Source organism: Pantoea sp. EKM20T, assembly GCF_011800485.1.
In the GTDB taxonomy this organism is placed as follows: domain Bacteria; phylum Pseudomonadota; class Gammaproteobacteria; order Enterobacterales; family Enterobacteriaceae; genus Pantoea; species Pantoea agglomerans.
Map to the genome: position 1 here is coordinate 596,591 of NZ_JAALFW010000001.1, position 26,730 is coordinate 623,320.

At 56.8% G+C, this 26,730-nt stretch carries 24 protein-coding genes; 10 read left to right on the forward strand and 14 right to left on the reverse strand.

What is annotated here, in order from left to right; translation table 11 throughout:
* Positions 1-80: 80 nt before the first annotated feature.
* The 4 genes from HFD94_RS23155 to proB form a co-directional block, all read right to left on the reverse strand.
* A complete protein-coding gene (locus HFD94_RS23155; protein WP_071785064.1) occupies positions 81-359 on the reverse strand; it encodes a hypothetical protein in 279 nt (92 codons plus the stop codon).
* Positions 360-782: 423 nt separating this feature from the next.
* Positions 783-1,514, reverse strand: coding sequence for a S24 family peptidase (locus tag HFD94_RS02910; RefSeq protein WP_010255201.1), 732 nt, complete (start codon positions 1,512-1,514; stop codon positions 783-785).
* Between the two features lie 360 nt (positions 1,515-1,874).
* Positions 1,875-3,128, reverse strand: a complete 1,254-nt coding sequence (proA, locus tag HFD94_RS02915; RefSeq protein WP_033766601.1) for a glutamate-5-semialdehyde dehydrogenase — start codon at positions 3,126-3,128, stop codon at positions 1,875-1,877.
* Between the two features lie 10 nt (positions 3,129-3,138).
* Positions 3,139-4,242 (reverse strand): glutamate 5-kinase, encoded by a 1,104-nt coding sequence (gene proB / locus HFD94_RS02920; RefSeq protein WP_010255198.1) that lies wholly within the window; start codon positions 4,240-4,242, stop codon positions 3,139-3,141.
* Positions 4,243-4,480: 238 nt separating this feature from the next.
* On the opposite strand from proB, the gene ompC reads away from it, so the two are divergent.
* Positions 4,481-5,593, forward strand: a complete 1,113-nt coding sequence (gene ompC / locus HFD94_RS02925; protein WP_010255197.1) for a porin OmpC — start codon at positions 4,481-4,483, stop codon at positions 5,591-5,593.
* A gap of 333 nt (positions 5,594-5,926) precedes the next feature.
* Here ompC and crl read toward each other — a convergent pair whose 3' ends face one another.
* The 3 genes from crl to gpt all read right to left on the reverse strand — a co-directional run bounded on the left by crl (position 5,927) and on the right by gpt (position 8,283).
* Positions 5,927-6,328, reverse strand: a complete 402-nt coding sequence (gene crl / locus HFD94_RS02930) for a sigma factor-binding protein Crl (RefSeq protein ID WP_003851176.1) — start codon at positions 6,326-6,328, stop codon at positions 5,927-5,929.
* Between the two features lie 132 nt (positions 6,329-6,460).
* Positions 6,461-7,708: an esterase FrsA gene (gene frsA / locus HFD94_RS02935; protein WP_061901724.1), complete on the reverse strand. Its 1,248-nt coding sequence runs from the start codon at positions 7,706-7,708 to the stop codon at positions 6,461-6,463.
* 116 nt (positions 7,709-7,824) lie between these two features.
* Positions 7,825-8,283 (reverse strand): xanthine phosphoribosyltransferase, encoded by a 459-nt coding sequence (gpt, locus tag HFD94_RS02940; RefSeq protein ID WP_031590376.1) that lies wholly within the window; start codon positions 8,281-8,283, stop codon positions 7,825-7,827.
* Positions 8,284-8,537: 254 nt separating this feature from the next.
* Here gpt and pepD point away from each other — a divergent pair, with 254 nt between their 5' ends.
* The 4 genes from pepD to HFD94_RS02960 all read left to right on the forward strand — a co-directional run bounded on the left by pepD (position 8,538) and on the right by HFD94_RS02960 (position 13,852).
* Positions 8,538-9,995 (forward strand): beta-Ala-His dipeptidase, encoded by a 1,458-nt coding sequence (gene pepD, locus HFD94_RS02945; protein ID WP_010671162.1) that lies wholly within the window; start codon positions 8,538-8,540, stop codon positions 9,993-9,995.
* Positions 9,996-10,255: 260 nt separating this feature from the next.
* Complete coding sequence (locus HFD94_RS02950; RefSeq protein ID WP_031292786.1) at positions 10,256-11,761, forward strand: sugar ABC transporter ATP-binding protein; 1,506 nt, start codon at positions 10,256-10,258, stop codon at positions 11,759-11,761.
* Complete coding sequence (locus HFD94_RS02955) at positions 11,758-12,759, forward strand: ABC transporter permease (protein ID WP_167432741.1); 1,002 nt, start codon at positions 11,758-11,760, stop codon at positions 12,757-12,759. Before HFD94_RS02950 ends, HFD94_RS02955 begins: the two co-directional genes overlap by 4 nt.
* Before the next feature lie 25 nt (positions 12,760-12,784).
* A complete protein-coding gene (locus HFD94_RS02960; protein WP_010255186.1) occupies positions 12,785-13,852 on the forward strand; it encodes a sugar ABC transporter substrate-binding protein in 1,068 nt (355 codons plus the stop codon).
* 36 nt (positions 13,853-13,888) lie between these two features.
* Here the strand turns inward: HFD94_RS02960 and dinB are convergent, their stop codons facing one another.
* Entirely contained in the window at positions 13,889-14,944 is a 1,056-nt protein-coding gene (gene dinB, locus HFD94_RS02965; protein ID WP_031590388.1) for a DNA polymerase IV, read from the reverse strand.
* 244 nt (positions 14,945-15,188) lie between these two features.
* On the opposite strand from dinB, the gene dpaA reads away from it, so the two are divergent.
* Positions 15,189-15,932, forward strand: a complete 744-nt coding sequence (gene dpaA / locus HFD94_RS02970; protein WP_010255183.1) for a peptidoglycan meso-diaminopimelic acid protein amidase — start codon at positions 15,189-15,191, stop codon at positions 15,930-15,932.
* Here dpaA and HFD94_RS02975 read toward each other — a convergent pair.
* Entirely contained in the window at positions 15,903-16,670 is a 768-nt protein-coding gene (locus HFD94_RS02975; protein WP_010255181.1) for a class II glutamine amidotransferase, read from the reverse strand. The two genes, dpaA and HFD94_RS02975, sit on opposite strands and share 30 nt — an antisense overlap.
* A gap of 51 nt (positions 16,671-16,721) precedes the next feature.
* Entirely contained in the window at positions 16,722-17,300 is a 579-nt protein-coding gene (gene lpcA / locus HFD94_RS02980; RefSeq protein ID WP_010255178.1) for a D-sedoheptulose 7-phosphate isomerase, read from the reverse strand.
* 253 nt (positions 17,301-17,553) lie between these two features.
* On the opposite strand from lpcA, the gene fadE reads away from it, so the two are divergent.
* Entirely contained in the window at positions 17,554-20,004 is a 2,451-nt protein-coding gene (gene fadE / locus HFD94_RS02985) for an acyl-CoA dehydrogenase FadE (protein ID WP_111533468.1), read from the forward strand.
* A 192-nt stretch (positions 20,005-20,196) separates the two neighbouring features.
* On the opposite strand, the gene mtnK is transcribed toward fadE, so the two are convergent.
* A complete protein-coding gene (gene mtnK, locus HFD94_RS02990; RefSeq protein ID WP_010671158.1) occupies positions 20,197-21,396 on the reverse strand; it encodes an S-methyl-5-thioribose kinase in 1,200 nt (399 codons plus the stop codon).
* 122 nt (positions 21,397-21,518) lie between these two features.
* Between mtnK and mtnA the strand changes: the two genes are divergently transcribed.
* On the forward strand, positions 21,519-22,541 hold the full coding sequence (gene mtnA, locus HFD94_RS02995) for an S-methyl-5-thioribose-1-phosphate isomerase (protein WP_089414533.1): 1,023 nt from the start codon (positions 21,519-21,521) through the stop codon (positions 22,539-22,541).
* 56 nt (positions 22,542-22,597) lie between these two features.
* Here mtnA and HFD94_RS03000 read toward each other — a convergent pair whose 3' ends face one another.
* From HFD94_RS03000 to HFD94_RS03010, 3 genes are read right to left on the reverse strand one after another with little or no spacing between them, the layout of a single operon-like run.
* Positions 22,598-23,140 carry an acireductone dioxygenase gene (locus tag HFD94_RS03000; protein ID WP_010671156.1) on the reverse strand — a complete coding sequence of 181 codons (543 nt, stop codon included), beginning with the start codon at positions 23,138-23,140 and terminating at the stop codon, positions 22,598-22,600.
* Position 23,141: 1 nt separating this feature from the next.
* Positions 23,142-23,825, reverse strand: coding sequence for an acireductone synthase (mtnC, locus tag HFD94_RS03005; protein ID WP_158131977.1), 684 nt, complete (start codon positions 23,823-23,825; stop codon positions 23,142-23,144).
* Positions 23,822-24,436 carry a methylthioribulose 1-phosphate dehydratase gene (locus HFD94_RS03010; protein WP_010671154.1) on the reverse strand — a complete coding sequence of 205 codons (615 nt, stop codon included), beginning with the start codon at positions 24,434-24,436 and terminating at the stop codon, positions 23,822-23,824. The genes mtnC and HFD94_RS03010 overlap by 4 nt, the downstream gene beginning before the upstream one ends.
* A 358-nt stretch (positions 24,437-24,794) precedes the next feature.
* On the opposite strand from HFD94_RS03010, the gene HFD94_RS03015 reads away from it, so the two are divergent.
* Entirely contained in the window at positions 24,795-25,955 is a 1,161-nt protein-coding gene (locus HFD94_RS03015; protein ID WP_033766594.1) for a pyridoxal phosphate-dependent aminotransferase, read from the forward strand.
* Complete coding sequence (locus HFD94_RS03020; RefSeq protein ID WP_159227321.1) at positions 25,943-26,710, forward strand: amidohydrolase; 768 nt, start codon at positions 25,943-25,945, stop codon at positions 26,708-26,710. The genes HFD94_RS03015 and HFD94_RS03020 overlap by 13 nt, the downstream gene beginning before the upstream one ends.
* Positions 26,711-26,730 lie beyond the last annotated feature (20 nt).

Below are 26,730 nucleotides of genomic sequence, written 5' to 3' on the forward strand. Positions count from 1 at the left end.
TAATTCAGCAAATTGCGCCCAGTGAGAACTGGAGAAAGCGAAGAGTTAGCCGGAACGGAAAAATGCGTTTTCTGCGCGTTTCAGCTCACGGCGTAGAGATGAACGTGCGGAAGACAGCAATTGTCGAAACTGGGTGTTTCCTGACTGGTGACGCGGGGTGCAGTAATTGCGCGGTCAACGCGCGGGGCGACCTGACGCTGGCAGATTTGCTCTGCACGTCTCAGGGTGGGTGTTTCAGTTGGGAAGTTCAGGGCCTCGTCGATACTCTGTGTCAGGCTGCTGAGAGGTTGGCGCCGCCGGTGGCGACGAGTACGTGCGTTGCCTATAAAAACGCTTTTGCCATAGTGAATTATCGCCATAACTCCTCCTGTGAATGAGTCTTTGGCGATGGGGTGGCAGGCGCGAGCTTTCGGCGAACCGAACGGGCCCGAATGTCGCGTATCACGGTCGCACGCTTGCCGCCCGGCTGCATCAGCAGTCAGGTGGAAAGTAAGCGAGGGGAAATAAACGGCATCTGACGACGCTGCATTTTGCGCATCCACCCCATCCCAAAGTTCACTAACTTTGTGGTGGTATGATTCGCGCTTGTGCAGCGCCTCAATTGTTTAAGAGCGGCTCGTCCCTGAAAGAACTGCTTCGTTCATCCATATCCAAATTATTAACAGGTTCTTATGCTTTATCAAACACTGTTGGTTAATTTTTTATTTACCGCTGGTTAAATTTATGAATTTATGCCGATTATTTTTTTTTCAGCCTTCCTGAAAAAACCGGCAGAAGTGGCCTTAACCGAGGATTTGATAATGTCGCGCCTGGCTCATGATCACTTTGGCCAGTACCTTCAGGCTGGTGACGTCATCATGATTGAGATACCAGGTTTCATAGCGCTTATTGTCTGATATCACAGCGATTTTCTTATGCTGCAGCTGCAGGCGCTTGAGATAGAGCTGCTCATCGAGGGTGAAAATATAGATGCCGTCGCCGTCGAACATCCGCACGCTGATATCCACAAACAGCTGATCGCGCGGCGCAAAGGTGTCAGCCATGGAGTCACTGTTGATAGCGATTAACCGGATGTTTTCCGCCGGGCGCCCGTTGAACAGCACCCGCGCCTCATCCAGACCATATTCGATCGCCTGGATAGTCTCGACAAACTCATCACGCGCGGGCAGGCCTGCAGCACTTCGCTGACCAATGTCGAGGCTATCAATCCGAAACACATTCTTCTGACCGGTGAGCGCACTTAGCGTCACCGGTTCAGCAGGTTGTTCCATACCGTATTGCAGCCACTCAACCCTGACGCCTAGCAGCTGACTGAGAGCCAGTAAATTGCCGCCATCCGGCACTGACTGCGCGTTAAACCACTTCCACACTCCCGGCGTTGAAATCTTACAGCCTTGCTGCTGCAGAGCCCTGGCAACCTGTTTGTTTCGTCCATGTCCGGCAATGCCGGCACTCTCACAGGCCGCTATCAGCCTGGCGGTGAAAGCTTGTCTTGTACTTTCTTTTTTAACCATTAGTTAATAATCAGCCATAGAAGAGATACTGGATGTTATTTTCATTATTGCTACCAGTTCATTTTATATTACCGCTCGTTTACTACCTAACCGCTTTATCAAGCATTCCTGATAATCATTATCCGCTTCAGCCCGCGGCTGGACAAAAAATATTGCCTCAGGCCGCGTACAGCCCCGGCTTTCAGGAATGTTCCGTAAAAAATTGCGTGAATATCAGCCAGAATAATGGCCAGTAGTGACGAGACCGGAACGGAAATTAAGCTGATGCGCAGAAAACTCTATCTTTCACTGGACCGGAAAATGGAGCTAAAAAAAACGGGAGTCTCTGAAAGACTCCCGCTTTGTTAAAAATTATGGCAGTTATGGCCGGAGCGTATCGTCGCCCCATGCTATCCATTTATAGGTCGTCAGCGCCTCTAATCCCATCGGACCACGGGCATGCAGTTTCTGTGTACTGACCGCCACTTCGGCACCCAGGCCAAACTGTCCGCCATCGGTGAAGCGGGTGCTTGCGTTGACATAGACCGCTGAGGAGTCGACCTGACGGACAAAACGCGCGGCGTTGCGGGTATTACGGGTCAGGATGGCATCCGAGTGCTGCGTGCCGTGCGTACGGATGTGATCGATCGCCTCATCCATATCCGCCACTAATTTGACGTTAAGATCCAGCGACAGCCACTCATCATTGTACTGCTGCGGATTCACCTGCGTGACCGATGCCGGGCCTTGCTGCAGCTGCGCCAGCACGTTGCTGTCAGCATGCAACGCGATCGCTTCCTGTGCCATACGCGCGCTGAAGGCGGGCAGGAAACGATCGGCAATCGCCTGATCCACCAGCAGCGTCTCCAGTGAGTTACAGGCGCTGGGACGCTGTTTCTTGGCGTTGACGATCAGATCAAGTGCCGGTTCGATCTCCATCGTCTCATCAATATAGATATGACAAACGCCGATGCCGCCGGTGATCACCGGAATAGTGGAGTTTTCCCGGCACAGCTTATGCAGCCCGGCTCCGCCACGCGGGATCAGCATATCGACGTAGCGATCCAGCTTCAGTAGCTGATTCACCAGCTCGCGATCCGGATTTTCGATCGCCTGAACGATCGCCGCAGGCAGACCGTGCTGTTTCAGCGCGTTCTGGATCACCCGGACGGTGGCCGCATTGGTGCGCCAGGTCTCTTTACCGCCGCGCAGAATGGCGGCGTTGCCGGTTTTCAGGCACAGAGTGGCGACGTCCACCGTGACATTGGGACGCGCCTCGTAGATTACGGCCACCACGCCCAGCGGCACGCGACGACGCTCAATGCGCAGCCCGCTGTCGAGCTGACCGCCGTCAATTAGCTGTCCAACCGGATCGGCCAGCTGGCAGACCTGGCGCACATCGCTGGCGATGCTGCCGAGGCGTTGCGGATTGAGTGTCAGCCGGTCCAGCAGCGCGGCGCTCATACCGTTCTGACGCGCATCGGCTAAATCCAGCTCATTGGCCGCCAGAATGTCTGCGCTTTCCGCCTCCAGACGGTCGGCAATAGTCATCAGAACCTGATTTTTCTCTGCAGTCGACAGATCGGCCACGGTGTAAGCTGCGGCGCGCGCCGCTTTTCCCATCTCTTCTAGCATTGTCCGCTCCTTAACTGACGATCATGTCGTCGCGGTGAACCGCCACCGGGCCATATTCATAGCCCAGGATTTCGCTGATCTGCTGGCTGTGATGACCGGCAATCATCCGCATCGCGTCGCTGTTGTAGCGTGAAACACCATGCGCGATATCCCTGCCCTGCAAACTGCGGATACGGATCACTTCCCCACGTGAGAAATTCCCCTGAATAGCACGGATCCCTTTCGGTAGCAGCGAACTGCCGCGTTCAATAATTGCTGCCAGCGCACCATCATCGACGGTGAGTTCACCTGCCGGAGGCGCACCGAAAATCCAGCGTTTACGATTTTCCAGCGGCGATTGCTGCGCATGAAAGCGCGTACCGACCGGCTTGCCGTCAATAACATCGCTGATTACGCCGCTGCGGCTGCCCGAGGCGATGATCACATCGATACCGGCGCGGCAGGCGACATCCGCCGCCTGAAGCTTGGTCGACATGCCACCGGTGCCGAGACCCGATACGCTGTCGCCCGCCAGGGCACGCAACGCATCATCAATCACATGGACATCACTGATCAGCTCAGCCTCAGGATTGTTACGCGGATCGGCGGTGAACAGTCCCTGCTGGTCGGTCAGCAGCAGCAGCTTGTCGGCACCGCCGAGCATCGCCGCCAGCGCCGAGAGATTGTCGTTGTCACCCACTTTGATTTCAGCGGTGGCGACGGCATCGTTCTCATTGATCACCGGCACAATGTGGTTATCCAGCAGCGCGCGCAGCGTGTCGCGGGCATTCAGGAAGCGCTCGCGATCTTCCATGTCGGCACGGGTCAGCAACATCTGACCAATATGGATACCGTAGATTGAGAACAACTGTTCCCACAGCTGAATCAGACGGCTCTGCCCCACCGCAGCCAGCAGCTGCTTTGAGGCGATGGTGGGTGGCAGTTCGGGGTAACCCAGATGTTCGCGTCCGGCGGCCATCGCGCCAGAGGTCACAATCACAATGCGGTGGCCCGCCGCGTGCTGCTGCGCACACTGACGAACCAGTTCCACCATGTGCGCCCGATTCAGCCGGCGGGAGCCGCCGGTGAGAACGCTGGTACCCAACTTGACCACTAAGGTCTGACTGCCACTCATATTTCCTGCCGTAGTGAAAAATTTTTACGAAAGGACGTTTTAACAGGAGTCGATAAGGAAGCCAACAGCCAGCGGGGGAAAAGCACGAATTTACGCGGACAAGGACGTAGACCAAAAGTTCAGGGTTAACAAGAAATCATGAAAAGTGTCATAAAAAGTTCATCGCCGACGGGTAAAAAGTCCGTGCTTTACAAAAACTTTCATTTTTTTACGGCGTTCACATTGGGATTGATAGCAAATGAAGAAAAGCACACTGGCCATGATCCTCTCCACGCTGACGCTGGCATCCGCCGCGCAGGCTGCCGAAATCTATAACAAAGATGGCAACAAACTGGACTTATACGGCAAAGTTAAAGCTGAGCACTACATCAGCGATAATGCCAGCCAGGATGGAGACAAGTCCTATACCCGTATCGGTTTTAAGGGTCAGACACAGATTAACGACCTGATGACCGGTTATGGTCAGTGGGAATATCAGTACAACGTCAATAACTCCGAAGGCAGCGACGCCAACAATGGCAACAAAACCCGCCTTGGGTTTGCTGGTCTGAAATTCTCGCAGTATGGTTCGGTCGATTACGGTCGTAACTACGGTGTGCTGTATGACGTTGAGGCCTGGACCGACGTGTTCCCGGAATTCGGCGGTGACGGTACAGCCCGTTCCGATAACTTTATGACTCAGCGCGCTACCGGTGTGGCGACTTACCGTAACAACAACTTCTTTGGTCTGGTCGATGGGCTGAAGTTTGCGTTGCAGTATCAGGGTAAAAACGACGCCACCAGCGCCAACACCCGCACCGACATTAACCGTCAGAATGGCGACGGCTACGGTGCCTCACTGGGCTATGCCCTGGGTGATTCCGGTGTGAGCCTGATGAGTGCCATCACCTCTTCTGACCGTACCAACCAGCAGCAGGCACGTGCCTATGGCGGCGGTGACCGTGCGGATTCCTGGGGCGCAGGCGTGAAGTATGATGCCAACAGCGTTTACCTGGCGGCGATCTATACCGATACCCGCAACATGACACCAATCAGCGGCACCAACCGTAACACCGGTGCTACCGTCGCGGGCGCAGCCAACAAAGCGCAGAACATCGAACTGGTGGCGCAGTATCAGTTTGATTTCGGCCTGCGTCCTTCTATTGGCTATGTACAGACCAAAGGCAAAGATATCGAAAACGGTATCGGCGATGCGGATCTGGTGAAATATATCGACGTGGGCGCGACCTACTACTTCAACAAAAATATGTCCGCCTTCGTTGATTACAAAATCAACCAGCTGGATGATGACAACGCGCTGTCGATTAACAACGATGACGTGGTCGCGATGGGTGTGACTTACCAGTTCTGATTTCAGGCTAATGCCGCACAGCATAAGCTACAGAATGTGTGAGCATGAAAAAGGGCACGTTTTTCAACGCGCCCTTTGCTTGTTAACAGCATCTGGCCCGCTCTGCTATGAGATCGAGCTGGCGCAGGGAACACGGTCAGATCGGAAAGACGCAAAAGACGTCATCCCTGACACGCTCGGCCCGCGCCGTCCCTGGCGCGGGACGCTTTCCTCTTCTGCCCATGTTCCCTGCGTGTTGAGCTTATTCGTTGCTGCCAGATTCACCCTACTTGAGATTTGTCAGCAGTTTGTGGGCAAACGTTTTAACTCACCCTTTAATCTCTAAACACCCAATCAGGCGCTCAGCTTCACCGGTTTCTCATCGAAATCGCTGGCCGGAATCAGATCCAGCTCGAACTCTTTCAGCATCGCTTTCAGACGGGTATGGAAATTCCGTAAGGTCTCTTCCACGCGCGCCGTATTCTCTTTGCCTTTGATGGTTGCCACCGACCAGTCACCCTCTTTATCGAACAGACCGATATGGTAGACATAGGTAAAGTGGTCAGCCTGCGCTTCCAGCTCCATCCACCAGCCCCAGAACTCACGCAGTTCCGGTGCCGGTTTCACATTAACGCAGGCAGCCAGGCAGTCGAAAAAGAACCGGGTTTCGCCACATTTCCCATCGCGAATATAAGGCCCAAGCTCCGTAAAGCGCTTAAGCAGGCGACTGCGGGGATGACCACTTGGTAACGTCATGCTGAATCTCCATAGATTTTGACCGCTATACAGCCTTGATTTTCCGGACGGCCAGGGGATGTCATGTTTCGCTTAACGGCAGCCCGGAAGAATTCCGCTACTAGTTGTAGCAAATACTGTAAATTTTGCCAGTTACCTTTTTAAACGCTTCTCCAGCCAGTCGCAAATTTCATTCAGCGCCTTGTCGAAACTGGCCATCATCGGCTTCACCGGAATCAGCAACGCCTTACCGTCTGACGAAGAGTTAGCGATCAGCTTGCTCTCCTCTTCCGGGCTGAAAAGATCGTTTTGCCAGTAGCCCGACAGCATGGGTGTCGGCGTCCGGCGGCCCAGCAATCCCTGAGTTTTCAGCGAATATCGATTGAGTTCGGTACGCAGCGCACTGTCAGAGGCAGTTGCCATGCCCAGCCGGCTCGCCAGCATATCCATATACATATCCGGGATCTCATCCTGCAACGCCGTCTGCGTCAGCAGCGCATGCACAATCGGGCCAAGACAGGCGACCCCACGCAGCCGCTGCGATTCCAGATAGGCCAGTCGTACGGCCACGTTAGCGCCAAAGCGATAACCAAACGCCGCCACGCGGGTATGGTCGATCCAGGGCACGTTTTTCAGATCGCGCAGCACCTGCTGATGCAGAAAGCTGGTGTCCTGACTCAGCGTCCATTTCACCGAGTTGCCTACCGACGGCACATCAATGGTCAGCATGGCGATGCCGCGCGGTGCAAGGTAATCATGGAACAGGCGATAGTGATCGCTCTGTAATGAGTCGAGCGCGCCACAGAACAGCACGGTGGGATAAGGCGCTTCAACGTCAGGCGGCATGTGCAGAAAGCCGTTAACCGGGCTGCCACCCTGAATGGCGAACGTCAGCGGTTTCAGCTCGCCCGGCAGGCGTTGAGTCGCCTCTTCATAGGCGCGGTTCGCCAGCGTCTGCGCCTGGTCGGCCAGCTCATCCCCTTTTATATAGGGATAGGCCGCAACGCTGTAGAGATGCGCCGCGTGTAACCAGTAGTCGCCCGCCTCGCTGTCGTCGGTGGCCTCCAGCGCTTTCTGCTGCCAGATACCCGCCTGTTTACACCATTCGAAATGCCAGTTGCCGCCGCGAAAACCGATTACAGTGTCGAGCAGAGTCTCATCAGTATGTTCAACATTGCTGATGGCAATCCGAGCCAGCACTTCGCTGATCTCCTGCGGCGTCAGGCCACGCCATGTCCACATCAGCTTATTCAGCATACGATACCAGCCACGCTGGCTGTCACCATCCAGGGCTGAGTGGACATCCGAAGTAGCATGATGGTGGCGGCGAACCAGGGATGAGGTTTCAGGATGTTTAAAGCGCGGTTTGAACAACTCCTCGCTGAGATTTTTGCTCGACATACTCACTTCTCCTGCAACAGAAACGGCGATGGCTAAGTGTACTGTACGGCAATTCGGGGTGCGAGGCACAGAAAGCACAACGCCCGGAAAACCGGGCGTTGTCTGATGTGTATCAATCAGTTTTTAACAATCGGCGGGATGTAGACCACACCCATATCCCACGGCTGCTCGATCCAGGTATCCTGCGGAATATCGACAATATAATCATCAACCAGTGAGCGACCGGCCGGTTTAGCGAAAATGGTGCAGAAACGCGCTTTCGGGTACATCTCGCGAATCGCCTGGGCGGTGCCGCCGGTATCTACCAGGTCATCGATCACGATAAAGCCTTCACCGTCGCCTTCTGCGCGCTTCAGAACTTTCATTTCGCGCTGATGATCGTGGTCATAGCTGGAGATGCAGACGGTATCGACGTAGCGGATACCCAGTTCACGTGCCAGCAGCGAAGCCGGTACCAGACCGCCGCGGCTCACCGCGATAATGCCTTTCCACTGTTCAACAGGAAGCAGGCGCTGGGCCAGTTTACGGGCATGAATCTGAAGCATGTCCCAGGTAACGACGTATTTTTCGCTCATAGAATAGAAATCCCAGCCAACCGAGGTGGCGTAAAAATGTGCAACGGGGAAAAGGTTGCGCGAGATTATAAGGAGTTGACGCACTAAAAACCAGCACCCGCGCACTGGTTGCGGCTTTTTAGCGCGTCTGAGAGCGCACCCGGTAGAAAACAGTGATATTCTCGGGCCTGGCTCGTCAGATTCTCTGACGGCGATTTTTCACTGGAAACTCGCGATGTCCGGCCTCGCCGGTACACTGACACAGGAGACCTGTCGTGTCTGAATTGTCTCAACTCTCTCCACAGCCGCTGTGGGATATTTTCGCTAAGATCTGCTCTATTCCCCATCCCTCTTTTCACGAAGAAGCGCTGGCGAGTTACATCGTCGGCTGGGCCAAAGAGCAAGGCTTCTGGTGTGAGCGCGATCAGGTCGGCAACATCCTGATTCGTAAGCCCGCCACCGCAGGCATGGAAAACCGTACCCCGGTTGCGCTGCAGGCGCATCTGGATATGGTGCCGCAGAAAAATAATGACACCGTTCATGACTTCACCAAAGATCCGATTCAGCCCTGGGTTGACGGCGAGTGGGTGAAAGCGCGCGGCACCACGCTGGGCGCGGACAACGGCATCGGTATGGCTTCTGCGCTGGCAGTACTGGCTGACAACAGCCTGACGCATGGCCCGCTGGAAGTGCTGCTGACCATGACTGAAGAGACTGGTATGGATGGCGCATTCGGTCTGCAACCCAACTGGCTGCAGGCAGAAATCCTGATCAACACCGACTCCGAAGAAGAAGGTGAGATCTACATGGGCTGCGCGGGCGGTATCGACTTCGTCACCACCCTGCCGCTGACCCGTGAAGCGGTGCCTGCTGAATTCCAGACCCTGAAGCTGACGCTGAAAGGCCTGCGTGGCGGTCACTCCGGTGCCGATATTCATATGGGCCTCGGCAACGCCAACAAACTACTGGCGCGCTTCCTGGCGGCACACGCTGCTGAACTGGATCTGCGTCTGCTGGCCTTCAGCGGCGGTACGCTGCGCAACGCGATCCCGCGTGAAGCCTTCGCTACCGTGGCGGTCGAGAGCCACAAAGCGGATGCGCTGAAATCAGCGGCGGCGCACTTCCTGAGCGCCATCAAAAATGAGCACGGCATCAAAGAGCCGAACATCGCCCTGGTCACTGAGCCGCTGGCGCATCAGGGTGATGCTCTGAACGCTGACAGCCGCGATCGCTTCCTGAACCTGCTCAACAGCATGCCAAACGGTGTGATCCGCAACTCCGACGTGGCGAAAGGCGTGGTAGAAACCTCACTGAATATCGGTGTGGTGACCATGGAAGCCGATCATGCAGAGATCAACTGCCTGATCCGTTCGCTGATCGACACCGGCCGCGATTATGTGGTGCAGATGCTGACCTCATTGGGCCAGCTGGCCGGTGCACAGACCAAAGCGAAAGGCGGCTACCCAGGCTGGCAGCCTGATGCGGACTCCGCCATTATGGCGCTGACCCGTCAGACCTATATCGCGCTGTTTGATAAGACCCCGAACATTCAGGTGATCCACGCCGGTCTGGAGTGTGGTCTGTTCAAAAAACCGTATCCGGAGATGGATATGGTATCGATTGGGCCGACCATCACCGGGCCGCACTCGCCGGATGAGCAGGTTCACATCGAAAGCGTTGGCCTTTACTGGAAACTGCTGACCACCCTGCTGAATGTGGTGCCAGAAAAGTAATTCTGTCACAAAAAAAGTAAACCAGGCTCCGGCCTGGTTTTTTTATGCCTGTGACTTTCTCCCAGCATAATTCGCTGCCTTTTCCGCCCTTTACCCCGCTATTCCGCCGCTTTCCCGCGCTTCGCTGGTCACAGCCGCCATTATGTCCAGATGTCTGGATGGCTAATAAGATTTCGTGCTAGCTTATGCGCTTTCGGCTGTTGCCGCGCCTGAAGGTTCAGGAAAAAATGCGGCCAGTGATTCTTCAGGAGAGTAATGACATGCCAGGGTTAAACTGCCTTGAGATGCGTAACATCTCCATCGCTTTTGGCGGGTTTGCCGCGCTATCGTCGGTGGATTTCCGCAGTGACGGCCATTCAGTACATGCTCTGACCGGCGCTAACGGCGCGGGCAAGTCAACGCTGATGGCGATCCTTTCCGGTGCGCACAGCCACTACAGCGGCGAGATCCTGCTGGATGGTGAGCCGGTCTCCATCCGTACGCCGCGTGATGCGAAACGGCTGGGTATCCATCTGGTTCAGCAGGAAGTGGACGTGGCGCTGGTGCCGCAGCTCAGCGTCGCGGAAAACATTCTGCTGGATCGGCTGGCAGAGCCTGGCCACCGCTATCGCTGGGGCGAGGTTCGGCGTCAGGCGCGGGCGCTGCTGGCTCAGCTCGACGTGGCGCTTGACGTCAACCGGCTGGTGGAGCGCTGTACCCTGGCTGAAAAGCAGCAAATTCTGCTGGCGCGCGCGCTGTCGCACCACTGCCGCTTTCTGATTCTGGATGAACCCACTGCCCCGCTGGATCAGCATGAAAGTGAGCGGCTGTTTGCTGTGGTGCGTCGCCTGCAGGCCAGCGGCATCGGCGTGGTGTTTATCTCTCACCGCATCCATGAACTGAAAGCAATCTGTGACCAGCTGACGGTGCTGCGTGATGGCCGGTTGATCGAAACCGGCCCGATGGCGGCACTGAGCGGTGAGCAGATCGTGGAGAAGATGCTGGGGCATCAGCTCACCGATATCTTCCCGGCCCGTCGTGCGCAGCAGACTCAGCCGCTGCTGCTGGCGATTGACGGTCTTCATGATGAGCAACTGCTGCAGGATATCTCGCTACGATTGCACAAAGGGGAAATTCTGGGCATTGCAGGCCTGGCCGGTGCCGGTAAAACCGAACTCTGTAAGGCGCTGTTTGGTGCCAGCAAAAGCCGCGTCAGTCGCGGTGAACTGCATGGCCAGCCGTGGCAGCCCCGTTCGCCGCATGACTCCGTCAGTCGCCGCATGGCGCTGGTGCCGGAGGAGCGGCGCAAAGAGGGGATCTTTATTGATGAGTCGGTGGCAATGAACCTCAGCGTCAGCGCAGACGACAGCTTTTCGCGCTGGAGCCTGTTTGGCCATCGCCAGGCGTGGCGCTGGGCGGAGCAGGTTATCCAGCAGTTGCAGGTGCGCACCACCGGTCCGGCACAGACGCTGCGCCGTCTCTCCGGCGGCAATCAGCAGAAAGTGGCGATAGGCAAATGGCTGCGCAACAACGCCGACGTGCTGATTTTCGATGAGCCGACGAAAGGCGTCGATATCAAAGCCAAAACCGAACTCTTCACCCTGATCGATAACCTGGCGCGCGAGGGGAAAGGCATCATTTACGCGTCGGGAGAGTTTTCTGAACTGGTCGGTTTATGCGACCGGATTTGCGTGCTCTGGGATGGACGCATTGTGGCCGAGCTGGCTGCACGCGACGTCACCGAAGAGACGCTTTTGCTCTATTCCACCGGAGGAACCCCTGCGTGAGCAGCAAAGAAACCAGCCTGAATCTGACAGCCTCGCCGTGGCGTCACCAGTTGTTCGACTTTCTCTATAAATGGGGCATGTTGCTCACGGTGGTGATCCTGATCGCCGCCTTTGGTCTCGCCTCCGACAGCTTCCTTGAACCCAACAACATCATCAATATTCTGCGCTCAATTGCCATTGTCACGGTGATTGCGATCGGCGTCTCGATCTCGCTGACCGTTGGCGGCTTTGATCTGTCGGTCGGATCGACCGCCTCGCTGGCCAATGCGCTGGTGATTTCTCTGTTTGTCTGGTACGGCTTCGGCACTACCACCGCCATCCTGCTCACCCTGGCGCTCTGCACCCTGGTCGGGCTGTTTAACGCCTTTCTGATTGTGATCCTGCGCATCCCCGACATGCTGGCAACGCTGGCGACACTGTTTGTGATTCAGGGGGTGGCGATGACCTACAGCTTTGGCGGATCGATCACCGAGAACATGGTGCTGCCGAGCGGTGATATGGCGGAAGGCACCATTCCGGCGGCGTTTGGCCTGCTCGGCCAGGTGCCCACCATCGTCATCATCATGCTGGTCGTCACCGTCGCCGCGCAGCTGGCGCTCTCACTGACTAAACATGGTCGCCGGATGTATGCGCTGGGCGGCAATCCGGAAGCGGCGCGCCTCTCCGGCATCCGCACCACCCGCTATCGGGTGCTGGCTTATGTGATCGCCTCACTGCTGGCCGGTCTGGGCGGCATTCTGCTCGCCTCGCGTATCGGCTCCTCGCAGGTGAACGCCGGTAGCGGCTACCTGATGGACGCGGTCGCGGCGGCGTGGATTGGCTTCTCACTGGCGGGCTCCGGCAAGCCGAATGCGCTGGGCACGCTGGTCGGTGCGGTGATCCTCGGCGTGCTGCAGAACGGTCTGGTGATGCTCTCTGTTCCCTACTACGCCATGGACATTATTAAAGGGCTGGTGCTGGGTTTAGCACTGGCGATCACCTATATCCAGCGCCGCTGAGGCGCGTTTACCGGAGTTGATAACAATGCAAAAAATAACACTCTCGCTGCTGGCCCTGAGCCTGCTGAACGCCAGCGCCGCCTTCGCGGATACCGTCACGCCGGTGCCTGCGGCTATCGCCAGTCATGATGGCCCGATCCGTATTGCGGTGATCCGCAATCTCGGCTCCGATGACAACACCACCCAGTTTGTTGCCGGTGCCATTCAGCAGGGTCGCCAGCTTGGCTTCAAGGTCAGCACCTTCCTCAGCAACGGCGACGATGCGCGCTTCCAGGATTTCGTGAATCAGGCGATCAGCCAGAAATATGACGGCATCGTGCTGTCGCACGGTAAAGCACCCTACGCCAGCGGACTGGTGAAGCGCATTGCCGATGCAGGCATTAAGCTGTCGGTGTTTGATACGCCGGTGGATAGCCCGATCCCGGGCGTCACCGTCACCGCGCAGGATGACGCTTCACTGGCGCAGTTGTCGCTGGGCCAGCTCATCCATGATTTCAACGGCAAGGCGAACATCGTCAAGCTATGGGTTGCCGGTTTCCCGCCGATGGAACGCCGTCAGGTGGTGTATGAAAAACTGCTGAAAGAGAATCCGGGCATTCATCAGCTTGAGTCGATTGGTGCGGTTTCAACTGACGTTCAGGGCGACACCGCCAATAAAATTGGCGCGATTCTGGCGAAATACCCGAAAGGCAAAATCGACGCCATCTGGGGTGCCTGGGATGCCTTCAGCCAGGGCGCTTACAAAGCGCTGCAGGAGAATGGCCGTACCGAGATCAAGCTCTATAGCATTGATGTCTCGAACCAGGATTTGCAGCTGATGCGCGAGAAAAACAGCCCGTGGGTGCAGACGGTAGCGGTCGATCCTAAAACTATTGGCGCGGTGAATATGCGTCTGGTGGCGAAGAAAATTGCCGGTGAAGAGACGCCAGCGACTTATCAGTTTAAAGCGGCATCGATCTCTCAGCAGCAGCTTAACAGCCAGCCTGGCGCGGTGAACGTCGCGTCGCTGAACAAGATCATTCCGGGCTGGGGCAGCAATGAGGATTTCGTCGCACCGTGGTTTGCGACCCTGGCGGCGAAATATAAGAAGTAATCGGATGTCAGCCTTGCCGGTCGGTGAGGCTGACGGTTACAGACCCAGCAGCAGCTGACGCTCCAGCTGGGGATCCACCATCGTCACATGTAATCCCACCAGCCGCACGCCGCGCCCGGCACGACGCTCATCCCAGGTTTTACGGGCGATGGCAATCATGTCCTCTTTGTTCAGCACCGGCCAGATATGCTCCTGGGTCGTCTGCTGAAAATCACTGAACTTCAGTTTGACGCCCTGACGCGCCACCTGCTTGTCAGGTCGGATCTGCGTCAGCCGGCGATCCAGTTCGGCGTAGAGAAAATCGATAATTTCCAGGCAGGCATCCCAGTCGCTGATATCTTCCGCCAGCGTCCGTTCAACCCCCAGCGATTTACGTTCGCGCTCAACGATCACGCTGCGGTCATCAATGCCATTGCTGCGCTCCCACAGCACCCGGCCAAACTTGCCAAAGCGCTTTAACAGCAGCGCTAAGTCCGCCTTCTGCACGTCGCCACAGGTCACCAGCCCCATCTCTTCCAGCTTTTTGGCCGAGACCTTGCCGACGCCAGGGATCTTCGCCAGCGGCAGAGTCAGCAGAAAACCGGACATCTCCGGCGGGGTAATCACGAACTGGCCGTCCGGCTTATTGAGGTCAGAGGCGATCTTCGCCAGAAATTTAATCGGGGCGATGCCCGCTGAGGCGGTAAGCCCGGTTTCACGGTAGATGGTGGCGCGGATCGCCTGCGCCATCAGTGTGGCAGAGCCGTGACAGTGGGGGCTGTCGGTGACATCCAGGTAAGCTTCATCGAGGGAGAGCGGTTCAATCAGCGGCGTATAGCGGGTAAAGATGTCGCGGATCTGCGCGGAGGCTTCTTTATAGGCGTCAAAGCGTCCTGGCAGCAGACGCAGATGCGGGCATAACTTGAGGGCCATGCCGGTTGGCATCGCGCTGCGCACGCCAAATTTGCGCGCCGGATAGTTGGCGGTGCTGATCACGCCGCGACGCTCGCGGCTGCCACCAATGGCGATCGGGATGTCGCGCAGCTGGGGATTATCACGCATCTCCACCGCGGCATAGAAGCAGTCCATATCGACATGAATGATTTTACGCATACCCCCTCCGGCACTGGATAAGTATACAGTTGGCAGGGGTAACTGCAATATTTGTCGCGCTGACGATTAAAGTTTACAAATTTCTGGTCGAATATCCTTCAGTAAATCGCGAATTTGGCTGACGCCGTCTTGCTAAAAAAACAGACAATGTTTAATGTTGCGCTGCGGTAGCGGACAGTTCCGATAATGCAAACAGAGACGCACATTTTGCGTCATGTTCTCTTCACCTCAAGGTACACACAGCATGGGCAAAATCGCACTCCTGTTTGCGATGATTTTACTGCCAGCCCTCAGCATGGCAATGACACCCGAACCCGTCTCAACGGCACCGGTCAGCAAAGAATTAAAGAAGCAGTTACTCGGCACCCCGGTCTATATCCAGATCTTCAAGGAAGAACGCACGCTCGAACTCTACGGCAAAATCGGTAACGAATACCGCCTGCTGGACACCTACCGCATCTGTAACTTTTCTGGCGGCCTCGGCCCGAAACGCCGTGAAGGCGATTTCAAAAGCCCGGAAGGTTTTTACAACGTGAAGCTGAATCAGCTGAAGCCGGATAGCCGGTTTTATCGCGCGATCAACATCGGCTTTCCGAATCAGTACGATCGTAATCAGGGCTACAGCGGCAATTACCTGATGATTCATGGCGACTGTAAGTCGATTGGCTGCTATGCCATGACTAACGCCTATATGGATGAGATTTTTACCTATGTGAATGCCGCGCTGCGTAACGGCCAGCAGGATATCAGCATCAGCATCTATCCATTCCGCATGACCGACAGCAATATGCAGCGTCACCGCTACTCCACCTATGCCAGTTTCTGGCAGCAGCTGCAGCCGGGATATGCTTACTTTGCTAAATATCATCAGCCGCCGATGGTCAATGTCGCCAGCGGTAAGTATGTGATGAACAGCAGCCCGGCACCGGTTTTAGCCAGTCCCGAAGCCGCTTCACGTTCATTCCTGGCGCTCTCCAAGGCAGAATAACGCCCATTCACCTGGCACGATCCGCTGCCAGGTTTCATTGGCCGTCAGTGGCTGCGTAGCAATCACCGTCACCACGTCATGCGGCGTGGTGTGCTGCTGAAAATCGACCTCCACATCCTGATCCAGTAACTGCGCCCGGCCAAAGGGTGCGCGGCGGGTGATCCAGTAAAGATTGGTGGAGCAAAAGGCCATCAGATAACGGCCGTCTGACAGCAGCATGTTAAACACGCCCTTCTGCCGCAACGTGCCGGCAAGCTCCCCGATAAAACGAAATACCGCAGGCCAGTTGCCTGGCGTACGCGGATAGCGCGTCGCCAGCTGATGCAGGATCCAGCAGAACGCCTTCTCGCTGTCCGTTTCGCCTACTGGCCGGAATGTGCCGGTCTCCAGCTGCCGATAGCCCCTGAGCTGCCCATTGTGCGCATAGGTCCAGTTACGGCCCCACAACTCACGGGTAAACGGGTGGGTATTTTCCAGCGACACCTGCCCGCGATTCGCCTGGCGGATGTGCGCCACCACCGAATGCGATTTGATCGGATACTCCTGCACCAGACGCGCAATCGGCGAGTTAAAGCTCGGCAGCGGATCTTTAAACGTACGACAACCTTTATCTTCGTAGAAGGTAATGCCCCAGCCATCTTTGTGAGGCCCGGTTCCACCGCCACGCTGAACCAGACCGGTAAAGCTGAAACAGATATCCGTGGGAACATTGGCGCTCATCCCGAGCAATTCGCACATAGCCACCGCCTTAGAGTAAGCGGCCTCCCGTCAGGCGGGAGGCCAGCGCAGTTACTTCACCATCTCTTTTTCGATCAGCAGCATCAGGATGTGGATCACTTTAATGTGGATCTCCTGGATACGATCGGCATAACCAAAGTGTGGCACCCGGATTTCAATGTCGGCACTGCCTGCCATCTTACCGCCATCTTTACCGGTCAGGGTGATCACTTTCATCCCCTGCGCACGGGCAGCTTCAATCGCTTTAATGATATTGGCAGAGTTACCGGAAGTTGAGAGGCCCAGCAGCACATCGCCCGGACGCCCTACCGCTTCCACATAGCGTGAAAAGACATAGTCATAACCAAAATCATTACTGACGCAGGAGAGATGGCTGACATCAGAGATGGCAATCGCCGGATAGCCAGGACGATTTTCGCGGTAGCGACCGGTCAGCTCTTCAGCGAAATGCATCGCATCGCAATGTGAACCGCCGTTACCGCAGGAAAGCACCTTGCCGCCCGCCTTAAAGCTGTCAGCCAGCAGCACCGCCGCACGCTGGATCGCATGGATATTGGCCTCGTCGCTGAGGAATTTATTCAGCGTATCAGCAGCTTCATTAAGCTCAGAGCGGATAATGTCCTGGTACATAGGGATGTCCTTTTTTAGGAGAGGTTAATCGCAGCAAGTTTAACGGAATGGCCGGTCAGCGCAAAGCGTCATGCCATGGCTGGCCAGGCAGTGGCGGCGATTATCGCTGCAGCGGGTGATGCAAAAATGGACAGAAATCGGTTTTTGTGAGGCAGGTTGTAATTGCGATGTAAACAAATTGATAAATCAACCCAACTGCTCTAAACCTCTCTACATAACAGGTCAGACCTCTTACTACTTGGAGCGGTTCATTATGATGGTTGTCTCGATACTTGCCACGGTGGCGCTGATTGGCGCCCTGTTCTATCACCGCCTGTCGTTGCGGCTCAGCAGCGCGATTCTGCTGCTGTGGACTGCTGCGATGGCTTTTGCTCACCTCTGGACGCCATGGTTACTGTTGCCGCTGGCGATCATCCTGCTGCCGTTCAACCTGCCGTCACTGCGCCGCAGCCTGTTTTCAAAGCCGATGTTTCAGCGCTTCCAGCAGGTGATGCCGCCGATGTCACGCACCGAAAAAGAAGCGATCGATGCGGGCACCACCTGGTGGGAAGGCGATCTGTTTCAGGGCAAACCAGACTGGCAGAAGCTGCACAACTATCCGCAGCCGCGCCTGACTGCCGACGAGCAGGCTTTTCTCAATGGTCCGGTTGAAGAAGCATGCCGCATGGCCAACGATTTCCAGATCACCCATGAGCTGGCCGATATGCCGCCGGAACTCTGGGCTTATCTGAAAGAGCATCGTTTCTTCGCGATGATTATCAAAAAAGAGTATGGCGGACTCGATTTCTCCGCCTATGCGCAGGCCTGCGTGCTGCAAAAACTGTCGGGCGTCTCCGGGATTCTGGCGATTACCGTGGGCGTGCCTAACTCATTAGGTCCGGGCGAACTGCTGCAACACTACGGCACTGAAGATCAGAAAAATCACTATTTACCCCGGCTGGCACGCGGCGATGAGATCCCCTGCTTTGCGCTGACCAGTCCGGAAGCGGGCTCAGATGCCGGAGCCATCCCCGATACCGGCGTGGTCTGCATGGGCGAGTGGCAGGGTCAGCAGGTGCTGGGCATGCGGCTGACCTGGAACAAGCGCTATATTACGCTGGCGCCGATAGCCACCGTGCTGGGGCTGGCATTTAAACTCTCCGACCCGGATCATCTGCTCAGCGATAACGAAAATCCTGGCATTACCTGTGCGCTGATCCCGACCAACACGCCCGGCGTGGAGATTGGCCATCGCCACTTCCCGCTTAACGTGCCGTTCCAGAACGGGCCGACACGCGGCAATAATATCTTTGTACCGATTGACTATATTATCGGCGGCCCACAAATGGCCGGTCAGGGCTGGCGGATGCTGGTGGAGTGTCTGTCTGTGGGTCGCGGCATTACGCTGCCATCGAACTCAACCGGCAGCCTGAAAAGTGTGGCGCTGGCGACAGGCGCCTATGCCCATATCCGTCGTCAGTTCCGCGTCTCAATCGGTAAGATGGAAGGGATTGAAGAGCCGCTGGCGCGCATTGCCGGTAACGCCTACGTGATGGATGCGGCGGCTACGCTGATTACCGCCGGTATTATGCAGGGTGAAAAACCGGCAGTGCTGTCGGCGATTGTGAAATATCACTGCACCCATCGCGGTCAGCGCGCCATTATCGACGCCATGGATATTGCCGGCGGTAAAGGCATTATGCTGGGTAACAGCAACTTCCTGGCCCGCGCCTATCAGGGTGCGCCTATCGCCATCACGGTAGAAGGCGCTAATATTCTGACCCGCAGCATGATTATCTTCGGACAGGGTGCGATTCGCTGCCATCCTTACGTACTGCAGGAGATGGCGGCGGCAGCCAGCAACGATGTTAACGCGTTTGATCAGGCGCTGTTCAGCCACATCGGTCATGTCGGCAGCAGCACCATGCGCAGCCTGTGGCTGGGCTTAACCGCCGGACGCACCAGCGCCACCCCGACCCGCGATGGCACCCGCCGTTACTATCAGCATCTGAACCGCATCAGTGCCAACCTGGCGTTGCTCTCTGATGTGTCGATGGCGGTGCTGGGCGGCAGCCTGAAACGTCGTGAGCGTATTTCGGCGCGTCTGGGCGATGTGCTGAGCCAGCTCTATCTCGCTTCGGCGACGCTGAAACGCTATGACGATGAAGGCCGCAACGAAGCCGATCTGCCGCTGGTGCACTGGGGCGTGCAGGATGCGTTACATCAGGCGGAAGTCGCGATGGACGATCTGCTGCGTAACTTCCCGAACCGTCTGGTCGCGGGCGCATTGCGGATGACTATTTTTGCAGGCGGTCATCACTGCCCTGCTCCGTCTGACCGTCTGGACCATCAGCTGGCAAAACTGCTGCAACAGCCGTCAGCTACCCGCAGCCGTCTGGGCCGTGGCATGTACCTGACGCCCAGCGAGCACAACCCTGCCGGTCAGCTGGAACAGGCGTTGCAGGATGTGATGGCGGCAGAAGTGATCCATGACAGGCTGTGCAAACAGACGAAGCAGCACCTCTCCTTTACCCGGCTGGATGCGCTGGCGAAGCGCGCGCTGGAGCAGGGCTGGATTGATGCTAAAGAGGCTGAAGTGTTGCAGCGTGCTGAGGCCAGCCGCCTGCGTTCGATTAACGTCGATGAGTTTGAGGCGGATGCGCTGGCAGTGCCGGTGCCAGAGAAAGCCCCTCAGGCTGCGTCGCGGGCGAGTGAGGCAGCATAGGGTTAGCGTTAGCCTGCATCACCGGCGCAGGAACAGGGTCAGAAGAGGAAAGCGTCCCGCGTCAGGACAACGCGGGCCGAGCGAGCCAGGGATGGCTTTAGCGACTTTCCGATCTGCCCCTGTTTCCGGCGCGGGCACACTCTTACAGCCAGCCTTTGATTTACCTGAAAGCCGACATCACGTCGGCTTTTTTTATCCCGCCTGACGGATGCGGGCAATCAGCGCATCCACATCTTCTACATGATCGGCCGCCAGAATCAGCGTGCGTCCCAGATTAATTGCATTACGGATGCAGTCGGTACGCATCGCCGGATCGGCAATCAGCTTCATATCCGCCACGTGTGACATCCCCACCGTGCGGCGAATCAGTTCGGTGCCGCAGTAACCAATGGTATCAGCCCATACTTTACGCAGAAACGCCTCCGCATAGCCTGGATAAGCCAGCGCCTCATCACGGGTTTTCTCTGCCGCCAGTGCCAGAAAGCCCGCGGCAAAGGTGGTCCAGAGGGTGTGTACATCGCTGAGACGCTGCTCGCGTGCATCGGCGGCCTCACGCGGTGGCAGCAGACCCGGCACGCCGCAGTAGTTAATCAGCAGGTTGCCGATGGCGGTGCCGACATCAAAACCGATAGGGCCAAAATAACCAAATTCCGCATCAATCGCTTTCAGGCTGCCATCAGCAACGAAAATCGATCCGCTGTGAATATCACCATGCAGCAGCGCTTCAGCGTGGGCAAAGAAACGATGCTTGAGACCGCCCACCGCAATGCGCAGTGCATCGTCATTACGCAGGCTGGCGACCAGCGGTTCAAGCGCTTCGGGATAGCTATTGCGCTCATGGTCGGTATAGGGATCGTTAAAGAAAAGATCTTCGGTGATTTCACACATTTCCGGATTAATAAAACGCGCCACTTCCGCTTTTTTCTGGTGCGGATGCAGGGTGAAATCGGAGGTATGAAACAGGGTTTGTGCCAGATAGTCGCCTAACTGCTGAGCCGCTTCCGGGTAATAAGCGCCCTTTACCAGCTCGCCGCGCCAGATGCGATGACTGGAGAGATCTTCCATTACCATCACCGCCAGCTCCGCATCGTAATGGGTGATCTTCACCGTGTGCTGCGGACAATATTTGTAGTGTTCGACCAGGGTCTGCGCTTCCAGCCGCGCCCGATCCAGCGTCAGCGGCCAGGACTCACCCACACAGCGCACATAGGGCAGCGCCTGCTTGACCACCACCCGGCTGTTGCCCTGATCGTCATAAATTTTAAACACCAGGTTGAGGTTGCCATCACCAATCTCTTCTGCGCTGCTCAGCGCGGCAGGATTGTCCACGCCGCCAAATTGTCGGGCATATTCCACAGCATCAGCAGCAGTAAAGGTACGGTATTGCGACATTGCCTGTTCCTCATCAATCGAAGGGGGATAACCTGGGTGTAATAAGCCGTTCAGACGTCTATACATCCGTTCAGCATGTTGGCACAATAGGTATCATTAACGCAACATGGATTTCACCCACAATGCAGACACTTCAAACCACCAGCTTACAGGTTCGTGACAATCAGCTCTGGATTCTGGATCAGCAGGCACTGCCGCAGCAAAAGAACTGGCTGTCCGCGCACAGCGTGCCCCAGCTGATTGAACATATTCATGCGCTGCGGGTGCGCGGTGCGCCGCTGATCGGCCTTTCCGCCTCGCTGCTGCTGGCGTTGCTGGCAGAACAGGGGCAGACGCGCGCTGAACTGGCGCAGGCACTGGAGACCCTGCGCGCCGCCCGCCCTACCGCTGTCAATCTGATGAACAATCTGGACCGGATGAAACTGGCGCTGGCGCAGCCGGACTTTGCCCCCGCGCTGGCAGAAGAAGCCTGGCGACTGGTGCAGGAAGATAAGCAGCTGTGTGACGCCATTGCTGACGCGGGTTGTACGCGGGTGAAACCCGGTAGCCAGCTGCTGACCCACTGTAATACCGGCGGACTCGCCACCGCCGGTGTGGGCACCGCCCTTGGCGTGATTGCCCGCGCCCATCAGCAGGGGCTGATTAAGAATGTCTGGGTTGATGAAACCCGTCCGCTGTTACAGGGCGGCCGGTTAACCGCCTGGGAGCTGGGTGAGCTGGCGATTCCTTACACCCTGATTACCGATTCCATGGCCGCCAGCCTGATGGCCCGTGGAGAGGTCGATGCCGTATGGGTAGGCGCTGACCGCATTGCCGCCAACGGCGATGTGGCGAATAAAATCGGCACCTACAGCCTGGCGGTGCTGGCCCATTATCATCAGATTCCGTTTTACGTGGCGGCCCCGCATACCACGCTGGATCGCAGCTGTCCGGACGGCGCAGCGATTCCTATTGAGCAGCGCGCCGCCAGTGAAGTAACGGGCGTTGCCGGCAGTTTTGGCAGCGTGCAGTGGGCGCCGGAAGCGGCGAAGGTCTATAACCCGGCGTTTGATGTCACGCCCGCCACCCTGATCAGCGGCTGGGTACTGGACACCGGGGTAGTCACGCCTGACCAGGTTCAGGGTGGCATTTTCCAGCCACAATAACGGTCTGCAAGGCGTTTGCCGCTCACGGTAAACGCCTTGCGAAAACAACGGGCGGTTTACGCCAGACGCGGATAGGCATCCGCAATCTTATCGCCGGTAAAGTTCGCTACCCAGCCTTCCTGATTATCGAAAATACGGATAGCCGTGAAGTGCGGTGACGATCCCATATCAAACCAGTGTGGTGTTCCCGCTGGTACCGAGATCAGATCGTTTTTTTCGCAGAGGATCTGCAGGATCTCGCCATCCAGGTGCAGACAGAAGAGTCCGGCACCCTCAACAAAGAAACGCACCTCATCTTCGCCGTGTGTATGTTCAGAGAGGAACTTCTCGCGCAGCACGGTTTTCTGCGGATTATCGGCGCGCATGCTGATCACATCCCAGCTCTGATAGCCCTTCTCTGCCACCAGCCGATCGATCGCATGCTGATAGGCGTTGATCACCGTTTCGGGATCCGGATTTTCACCCAGATCGCGATCGGCTTCCCAGCGCTCAAAACGGACGCCTTTGGTGCTCAGGCGTTCACGAATCTCTTCCGCGTCGGTGCTGTGCCACACCGGCTGGCTGGCTTCGCGGTCGGTAAAAATAGTCAGTGCGCTCATCCTAAATTGACTCCGGGTTAATCTGGGAAAAATCCGTCACCTGACGATGGCGGCTCTCGCCGTCCGCATCGCCACGCAGTAGTTGCAGCGTCTGCCAGCCCGCCTCAGCGGCGGCATCCAGCTCCTGATGAATATCGGAGAGAAACAGCAGCTGCTCCGCTGGCTGACCAATTTCAGCGGCGATAGCGCGATAGGCTGCGACTTCGCGTTTGGCACCCACGTGCGTATCAAAATAGCCGCTGAAGAGGTCAGTAATATCACCTTCGTCGCTGTAGCCAAATAACAATTTCTGCGCCGCAACCGAGCCGGAGGAATATACATACAGTTCAATGCCCTGTGCCTTCCAGCGGCTTAGTGCTGGCAGGACGTCAGGATAGAGATGGCCGGTAAAACTGCCGTTAACATAACCATCGCGCCAGATCATGCCCTGCAGCGCCTTCAGGCCGGTTGATTTGCGATCCTGGTCCATAAACCCCAGCAGAATCTCTGTCACCGCATTCAGGTCGGCCTGCGGCTGACCGGCCTCCTCACGTACCGACTGCAGCGCTGCGGCGACCTCGGGCTGATGCGCATTTTCACGCAAAAAACTCGCCAGATGCTGGCGGGCGTAGGGAAACAGGATGTTATGTACAAAACGGATATCGCTGGTGGTGCCTTCGATATCAGTAACAATGGCGCGAATCATGCTCTCTCCAGCAGGCGACGTTGACGTTCACATTCAAATAAAAATTCCAGACCTTCCAGATGACGGCGTGCTTCGCTGACATCCCGGCCCCAGCAGGTTAAGCCGTGGCCGCGCAGCAGAAAGCCGTAACGCAGCGGAAAGCGGGCGGCGTAATCTTCAATTTCTGACGCCAGCGCCGCAATGTCCTGGCTGTTGTCGAACACAGGAATGGCCAGCGTATCCAGATGGGTGTGCTGGCCACTTAACGATTTTTGCATCTCATAGCCGTGCAGCAGCAGCGCCGCGCCCTGCTCCACCCGCGACAGAACAGTCGCATTCACGGTGTGGGTATGCAGCACCGCGCCCGCCTCGGGAAAAAGTCGATAGATCATCGTGTGCAGACCGGTTTCTGCCGACGGCTTACGGCCAGAGAGCGACTGGCTGGTAGCAATATCGACCTCGATAAAGTCATCCCGCGTCAGCGTGCCTTTATCTTTGCCCGATTCACTCAGCAGGCAGACATGTTCATCGCGGCGCACCGACATATTTCCGCCGGTGGCCGGTGCCCAGCCTTTCTCGCCAATCCAGTGACAGGCGGCGACCAGCTGATCTAATGGAAGACTCTGCGACATAAAAGTTCCTTGCGGTGAAATGTGATCTCGGGTGGCTCAGCCCAGATAACGATAATGGCTATAAAATTACAACAGGTTGAAAATCTTAAACAGTTAGCAAACGTGCCCGACTGCTGAACCATACTCTCCGGGTCCTGCCAGATGATCCGCATCTCAGCAAGGCAGCAAGTGCGCGCATCCCCGGGAGCTGACACTTGTCAGTGACCGGGGTAAGCAAACGAAGCTAACGAAGCTGAGGTGTGGAGCATGACGCATTTAGCCATCTAAGCGTCTTGATTGCCAAATACTATCATCCTGTTTATAGTGGCACAAACACCGGGTGACACCGCATCAATCTTCGCGCTTAAGGCCTGACATCATGACGCAGCACAACCTGATCCCCGAGAGTAAACTCCCTTTGCTCGGCACCACCATTTTCAGCCAGATGAGTGCGCTGGCGCAGCAGCATAACGCTATCAATCTCTCTCAGGGCTTTCCTGATTTTAGCGGCCCGGACTATCTGCAGCAGCGGCTGGCGTATCACGTCAGCCAGGGCGCGAACCAGTATGCGCCGATGACCGGTGCGCTGCCGTTACGTGAGGCGATTGCAGAGAAAACCGCGCGGCTCTATGACTATCGTCCTGATGTCGAAACAGAGATTACGGTGACGGCAGGCGCAACCGAAGCGCTCTATGCGGCGATTACCGCGCTGGTGCGGCCAGGCGATGAAGTGATCTGCTTTGATCCCAGCTACGACAGCTATGCGCCTGCGGTAGAGTTGTCGGGCGGCGTGATGAAACGCATTACGCTGCAGCCGCCCGCTTTCCGGGTGGACTGGCAGGCGTTTGCTGCCCTGCTGAGTGATAAAACCCGGCTGGTGATCCTGAATACGCCGCACAATCCTTCCGCCACCGTCTGGCAGCAGCAGGATTTCGCCGCGCTGTGGCAGGCGATTGCTGCGCGACCGGTCTATGTACTGAGCGACGAAGTCTATGAGCACATCTGCTTCGATCAGGCAGGCCACGCCAGCGTGCTGGCACATCCCGAACTGCGCCAGCGCGCTATCGCGGTGTCGTCGTTTGGTAAGACCTTCCATATGACCGGCTGGAAAGTGGGCTACTGCATTGCCCCTGCCGCGATCAGCGCGGAACTGCGCAAGGTGCATCAGTATCTGACCTTCTCGGTGAATACGCCGGCGCAGCTGGCGATTGCCGATATGCTGCGTGAGCATCCGGAGCACTATCTTGAGCTGCCGGCGTTTTATCGCGACCGCCGCGATCGGCTGGCAACGGCGCTAAGCAGCAGCCGCTTTAAGGTGCTTCCCTGCGAAGGTACCTACTTTTTGCTGGTCGATTACAGCGCCATCTCCGATCTGGATGATGTCAGTTTCTGCCAGTGGCTGACCCGCGAAGTGGGCGTTGCCGCGATTCCTCTGTCGGTGTTCTGCGCCGATGCCTTTCCTCATAAACTGATCCGCCTCTGTTTTGCCAAACAGCCGGCGACATTAGATGCCGCCGCGGAGCGCTTATGTCAGCTTTAAAAATCACGTTACTGCAGGAGACGCTGAGCTGGATGGATGGCGAGGCCAACCTGCGCCATTTTGACGAGCAACTGGATGGACTCACCGGGCGCGATCTGATTTTACTGCCAGAGATGTTTACCACCGGCTTTGCAATGGAAGCGGCGAAAAGCTCGCTGCCTCAGGCGCAGGTGGTGGAGTGGCTGCATCAGCATGCCCGTCGCAACGATGCCCTGGTCGGCGGTAGCGCGGCGATTCAGACCGAACACGGCGCGGTAAACCGCTTTCTGCTGGTGGAGCCGGACGGCACGCTGCATCAGTATGACAAGCGCCACCTGTTCCGCATGGCGGACGAGCATCACCACTATCTGCCTGGCGAACAGCGTCAGGTGTTTGAGTGGCGCGGCTGGCGCATCCTGCCGCAAATCTGTTACGACCTGCGTTTCCCGGTCTTCTCGCGCAACCGCAACGATTACGATCTGGCGCTCTATGTCGCCAACTGGCCTGCACCGCGTGCACTGCACTGGCAGGCACTGCTGCTGGCGCGGGCAATTGAAAATCAGGCTTATGTAGCAGGCTGTAACCGCGTCGGCAGTGACGGCAATCAGCATGAATACAGCGGCGACAGCCAGATTATTTCACCGCAGGGCGAGATCCTCAGCGCGGCTGAGCCGCACCAGCGCGCCAGGCTGGACGCAGAGCTGTCGCTGAACGCACTGAATGCTTATCGCGAGCGCTTCCCGGCCTGGCAGGATGCGGATCGCTTTTCGCTGTGAATGGCGGGCGGGAAGTCAGA

What these genes read in the sequence shown, in the direction of transcription:
- HFD94_RS23155 (WP_071785064.1), bottom strand. Translation starts at nt 359, where the DNA reads ATGGCGATAATTCACTATGGCAAAAGCGTTTTTATAGGCAACGCACGT.
- HFD94_RS02910 (WP_010255201.1), bottom strand. Translation starts at nt 1,514, where the DNA reads ATGGTTAAAAAAGAAAGTACAAGACAAGCTTTCACCGCCAGGCTGATA.
- proA (WP_033766601.1), bottom strand. Translation starts at nt 3,128, where the DNA reads ATGCTAGAAGAGATGGGAAAAGCGGCGCGCGCCGCAGCTTACACCGTG.
- proB (WP_010255198.1), bottom strand. Translation starts at nt 4,242, where the DNA reads ATGAGTGGCAGTCAGACCTTAGTGGTCAAGTTGGGTACCAGCGTTCTC.
- ompC (WP_010255197.1), top strand. Translation starts at nt 4,481, where the DNA reads ATGAAGAAAAGCACACTGGCCATGATCCTCTCCACGCTGACGCTGGCA.
- crl (WP_003851176.1), bottom strand. Translation starts at nt 6,328, where the DNA reads ATGACGTTACCAAGTGGTCATCCCCGCAGTCGCCTGCTTAAGCGCTTT.
- frsA (WP_061901724.1), bottom strand. Translation starts at nt 7,708, where the DNA reads ATGTCGAGCAAAAATCTCAGCGAGGAGTTGTTCAAACCGCGCTTTAAA.
- gpt (WP_031590376.1), bottom strand. Translation starts at nt 8,283, where the DNA reads ATGAGCGAAAAATACGTCGTTACCTGGGACATGCTTCAGATTCATGCC.
- HFD94_RS02950 (WP_031292786.1), top strand. Translation starts at nt 10,256, where the DNA reads ATGCCAGGGTTAAACTGCCTTGAGATGCGTAACATCTCCATCGCTTTT.
- HFD94_RS02960 (WP_010255186.1), top strand. Translation starts at nt 12,785, where the DNA reads ATGCAAAAAATAACACTCTCGCTGCTGGCCCTGAGCCTGCTGAACGCC.
- dinB (WP_031590388.1), bottom strand. Translation starts at nt 14,944, where the DNA reads ATGCGTAAAATCATTCATGTCGATATGGACTGCTTCTATGCCGCGGTG.
- dpaA (WP_010255183.1), top strand. Translation starts at nt 15,189, where the DNA reads ATGGGCAAAATCGCACTCCTGTTTGCGATGATTTTACTGCCAGCCCTC.
- HFD94_RS02975 (WP_010255181.1), bottom strand. Translation starts at nt 16,670, where the DNA reads ATGTGCGAATTGCTCGGGATGAGCGCCAATGTTCCCACGGATATCTGT.
- lpcA (WP_010255178.1), bottom strand. Translation starts at nt 17,300, where the DNA reads ATGTACCAGGACATTATCCGCTCTGAGCTTAATGAAGCTGCTGATACG.
- fadE (WP_111533468.1), top strand. Translation starts at nt 17,554, where the DNA reads ATGATGGTTGTCTCGATACTTGCCACGGTGGCGCTGATTGGCGCCCTG.
- mtnK (WP_010671158.1), bottom strand. Translation starts at nt 21,396, where the DNA reads ATGTCGCAATACCGTACCTTTACTGCTGCTGATGCTGTGGAATATGCC.
- mtnA (WP_089414533.1), top strand. Translation starts at nt 21,519, where the DNA reads ATGCAGACACTTCAAACCACCAGCTTACAGGTTCGTGACAATCAGCTC.
- HFD94_RS03000 (WP_010671156.1), bottom strand. Translation starts at nt 23,140, where the DNA reads ATGAGCGCACTGACTATTTTTACCGACCGCGAAGCCAGCCAGCCGGTG.
- mtnC (WP_158131977.1), bottom strand. Translation starts at nt 23,825, where the DNA reads ATGATTCGCGCCATTGTTACTGATATCGAAGGCACCACCAGCGATATC.
- HFD94_RS03010 (WP_010671154.1), bottom strand. Translation starts at nt 24,436, where the DNA reads ATGTCGCAGAGTCTTCCATTAGATCAGCTGGTCGCCGCCTGTCACTGG.
- HFD94_RS03015 (WP_033766594.1), top strand. Translation starts at nt 24,795, where the DNA reads ATGACGCAGCACAACCTGATCCCCGAGAGTAAACTCCCTTTGCTCGGC.
- HFD94_RS03020 (WP_159227321.1), top strand. Translation starts at nt 25,943, where the DNA reads ATGTCAGCTTTAAAAATCACGTTACTGCAGGAGACGCTGAGCTGGATG.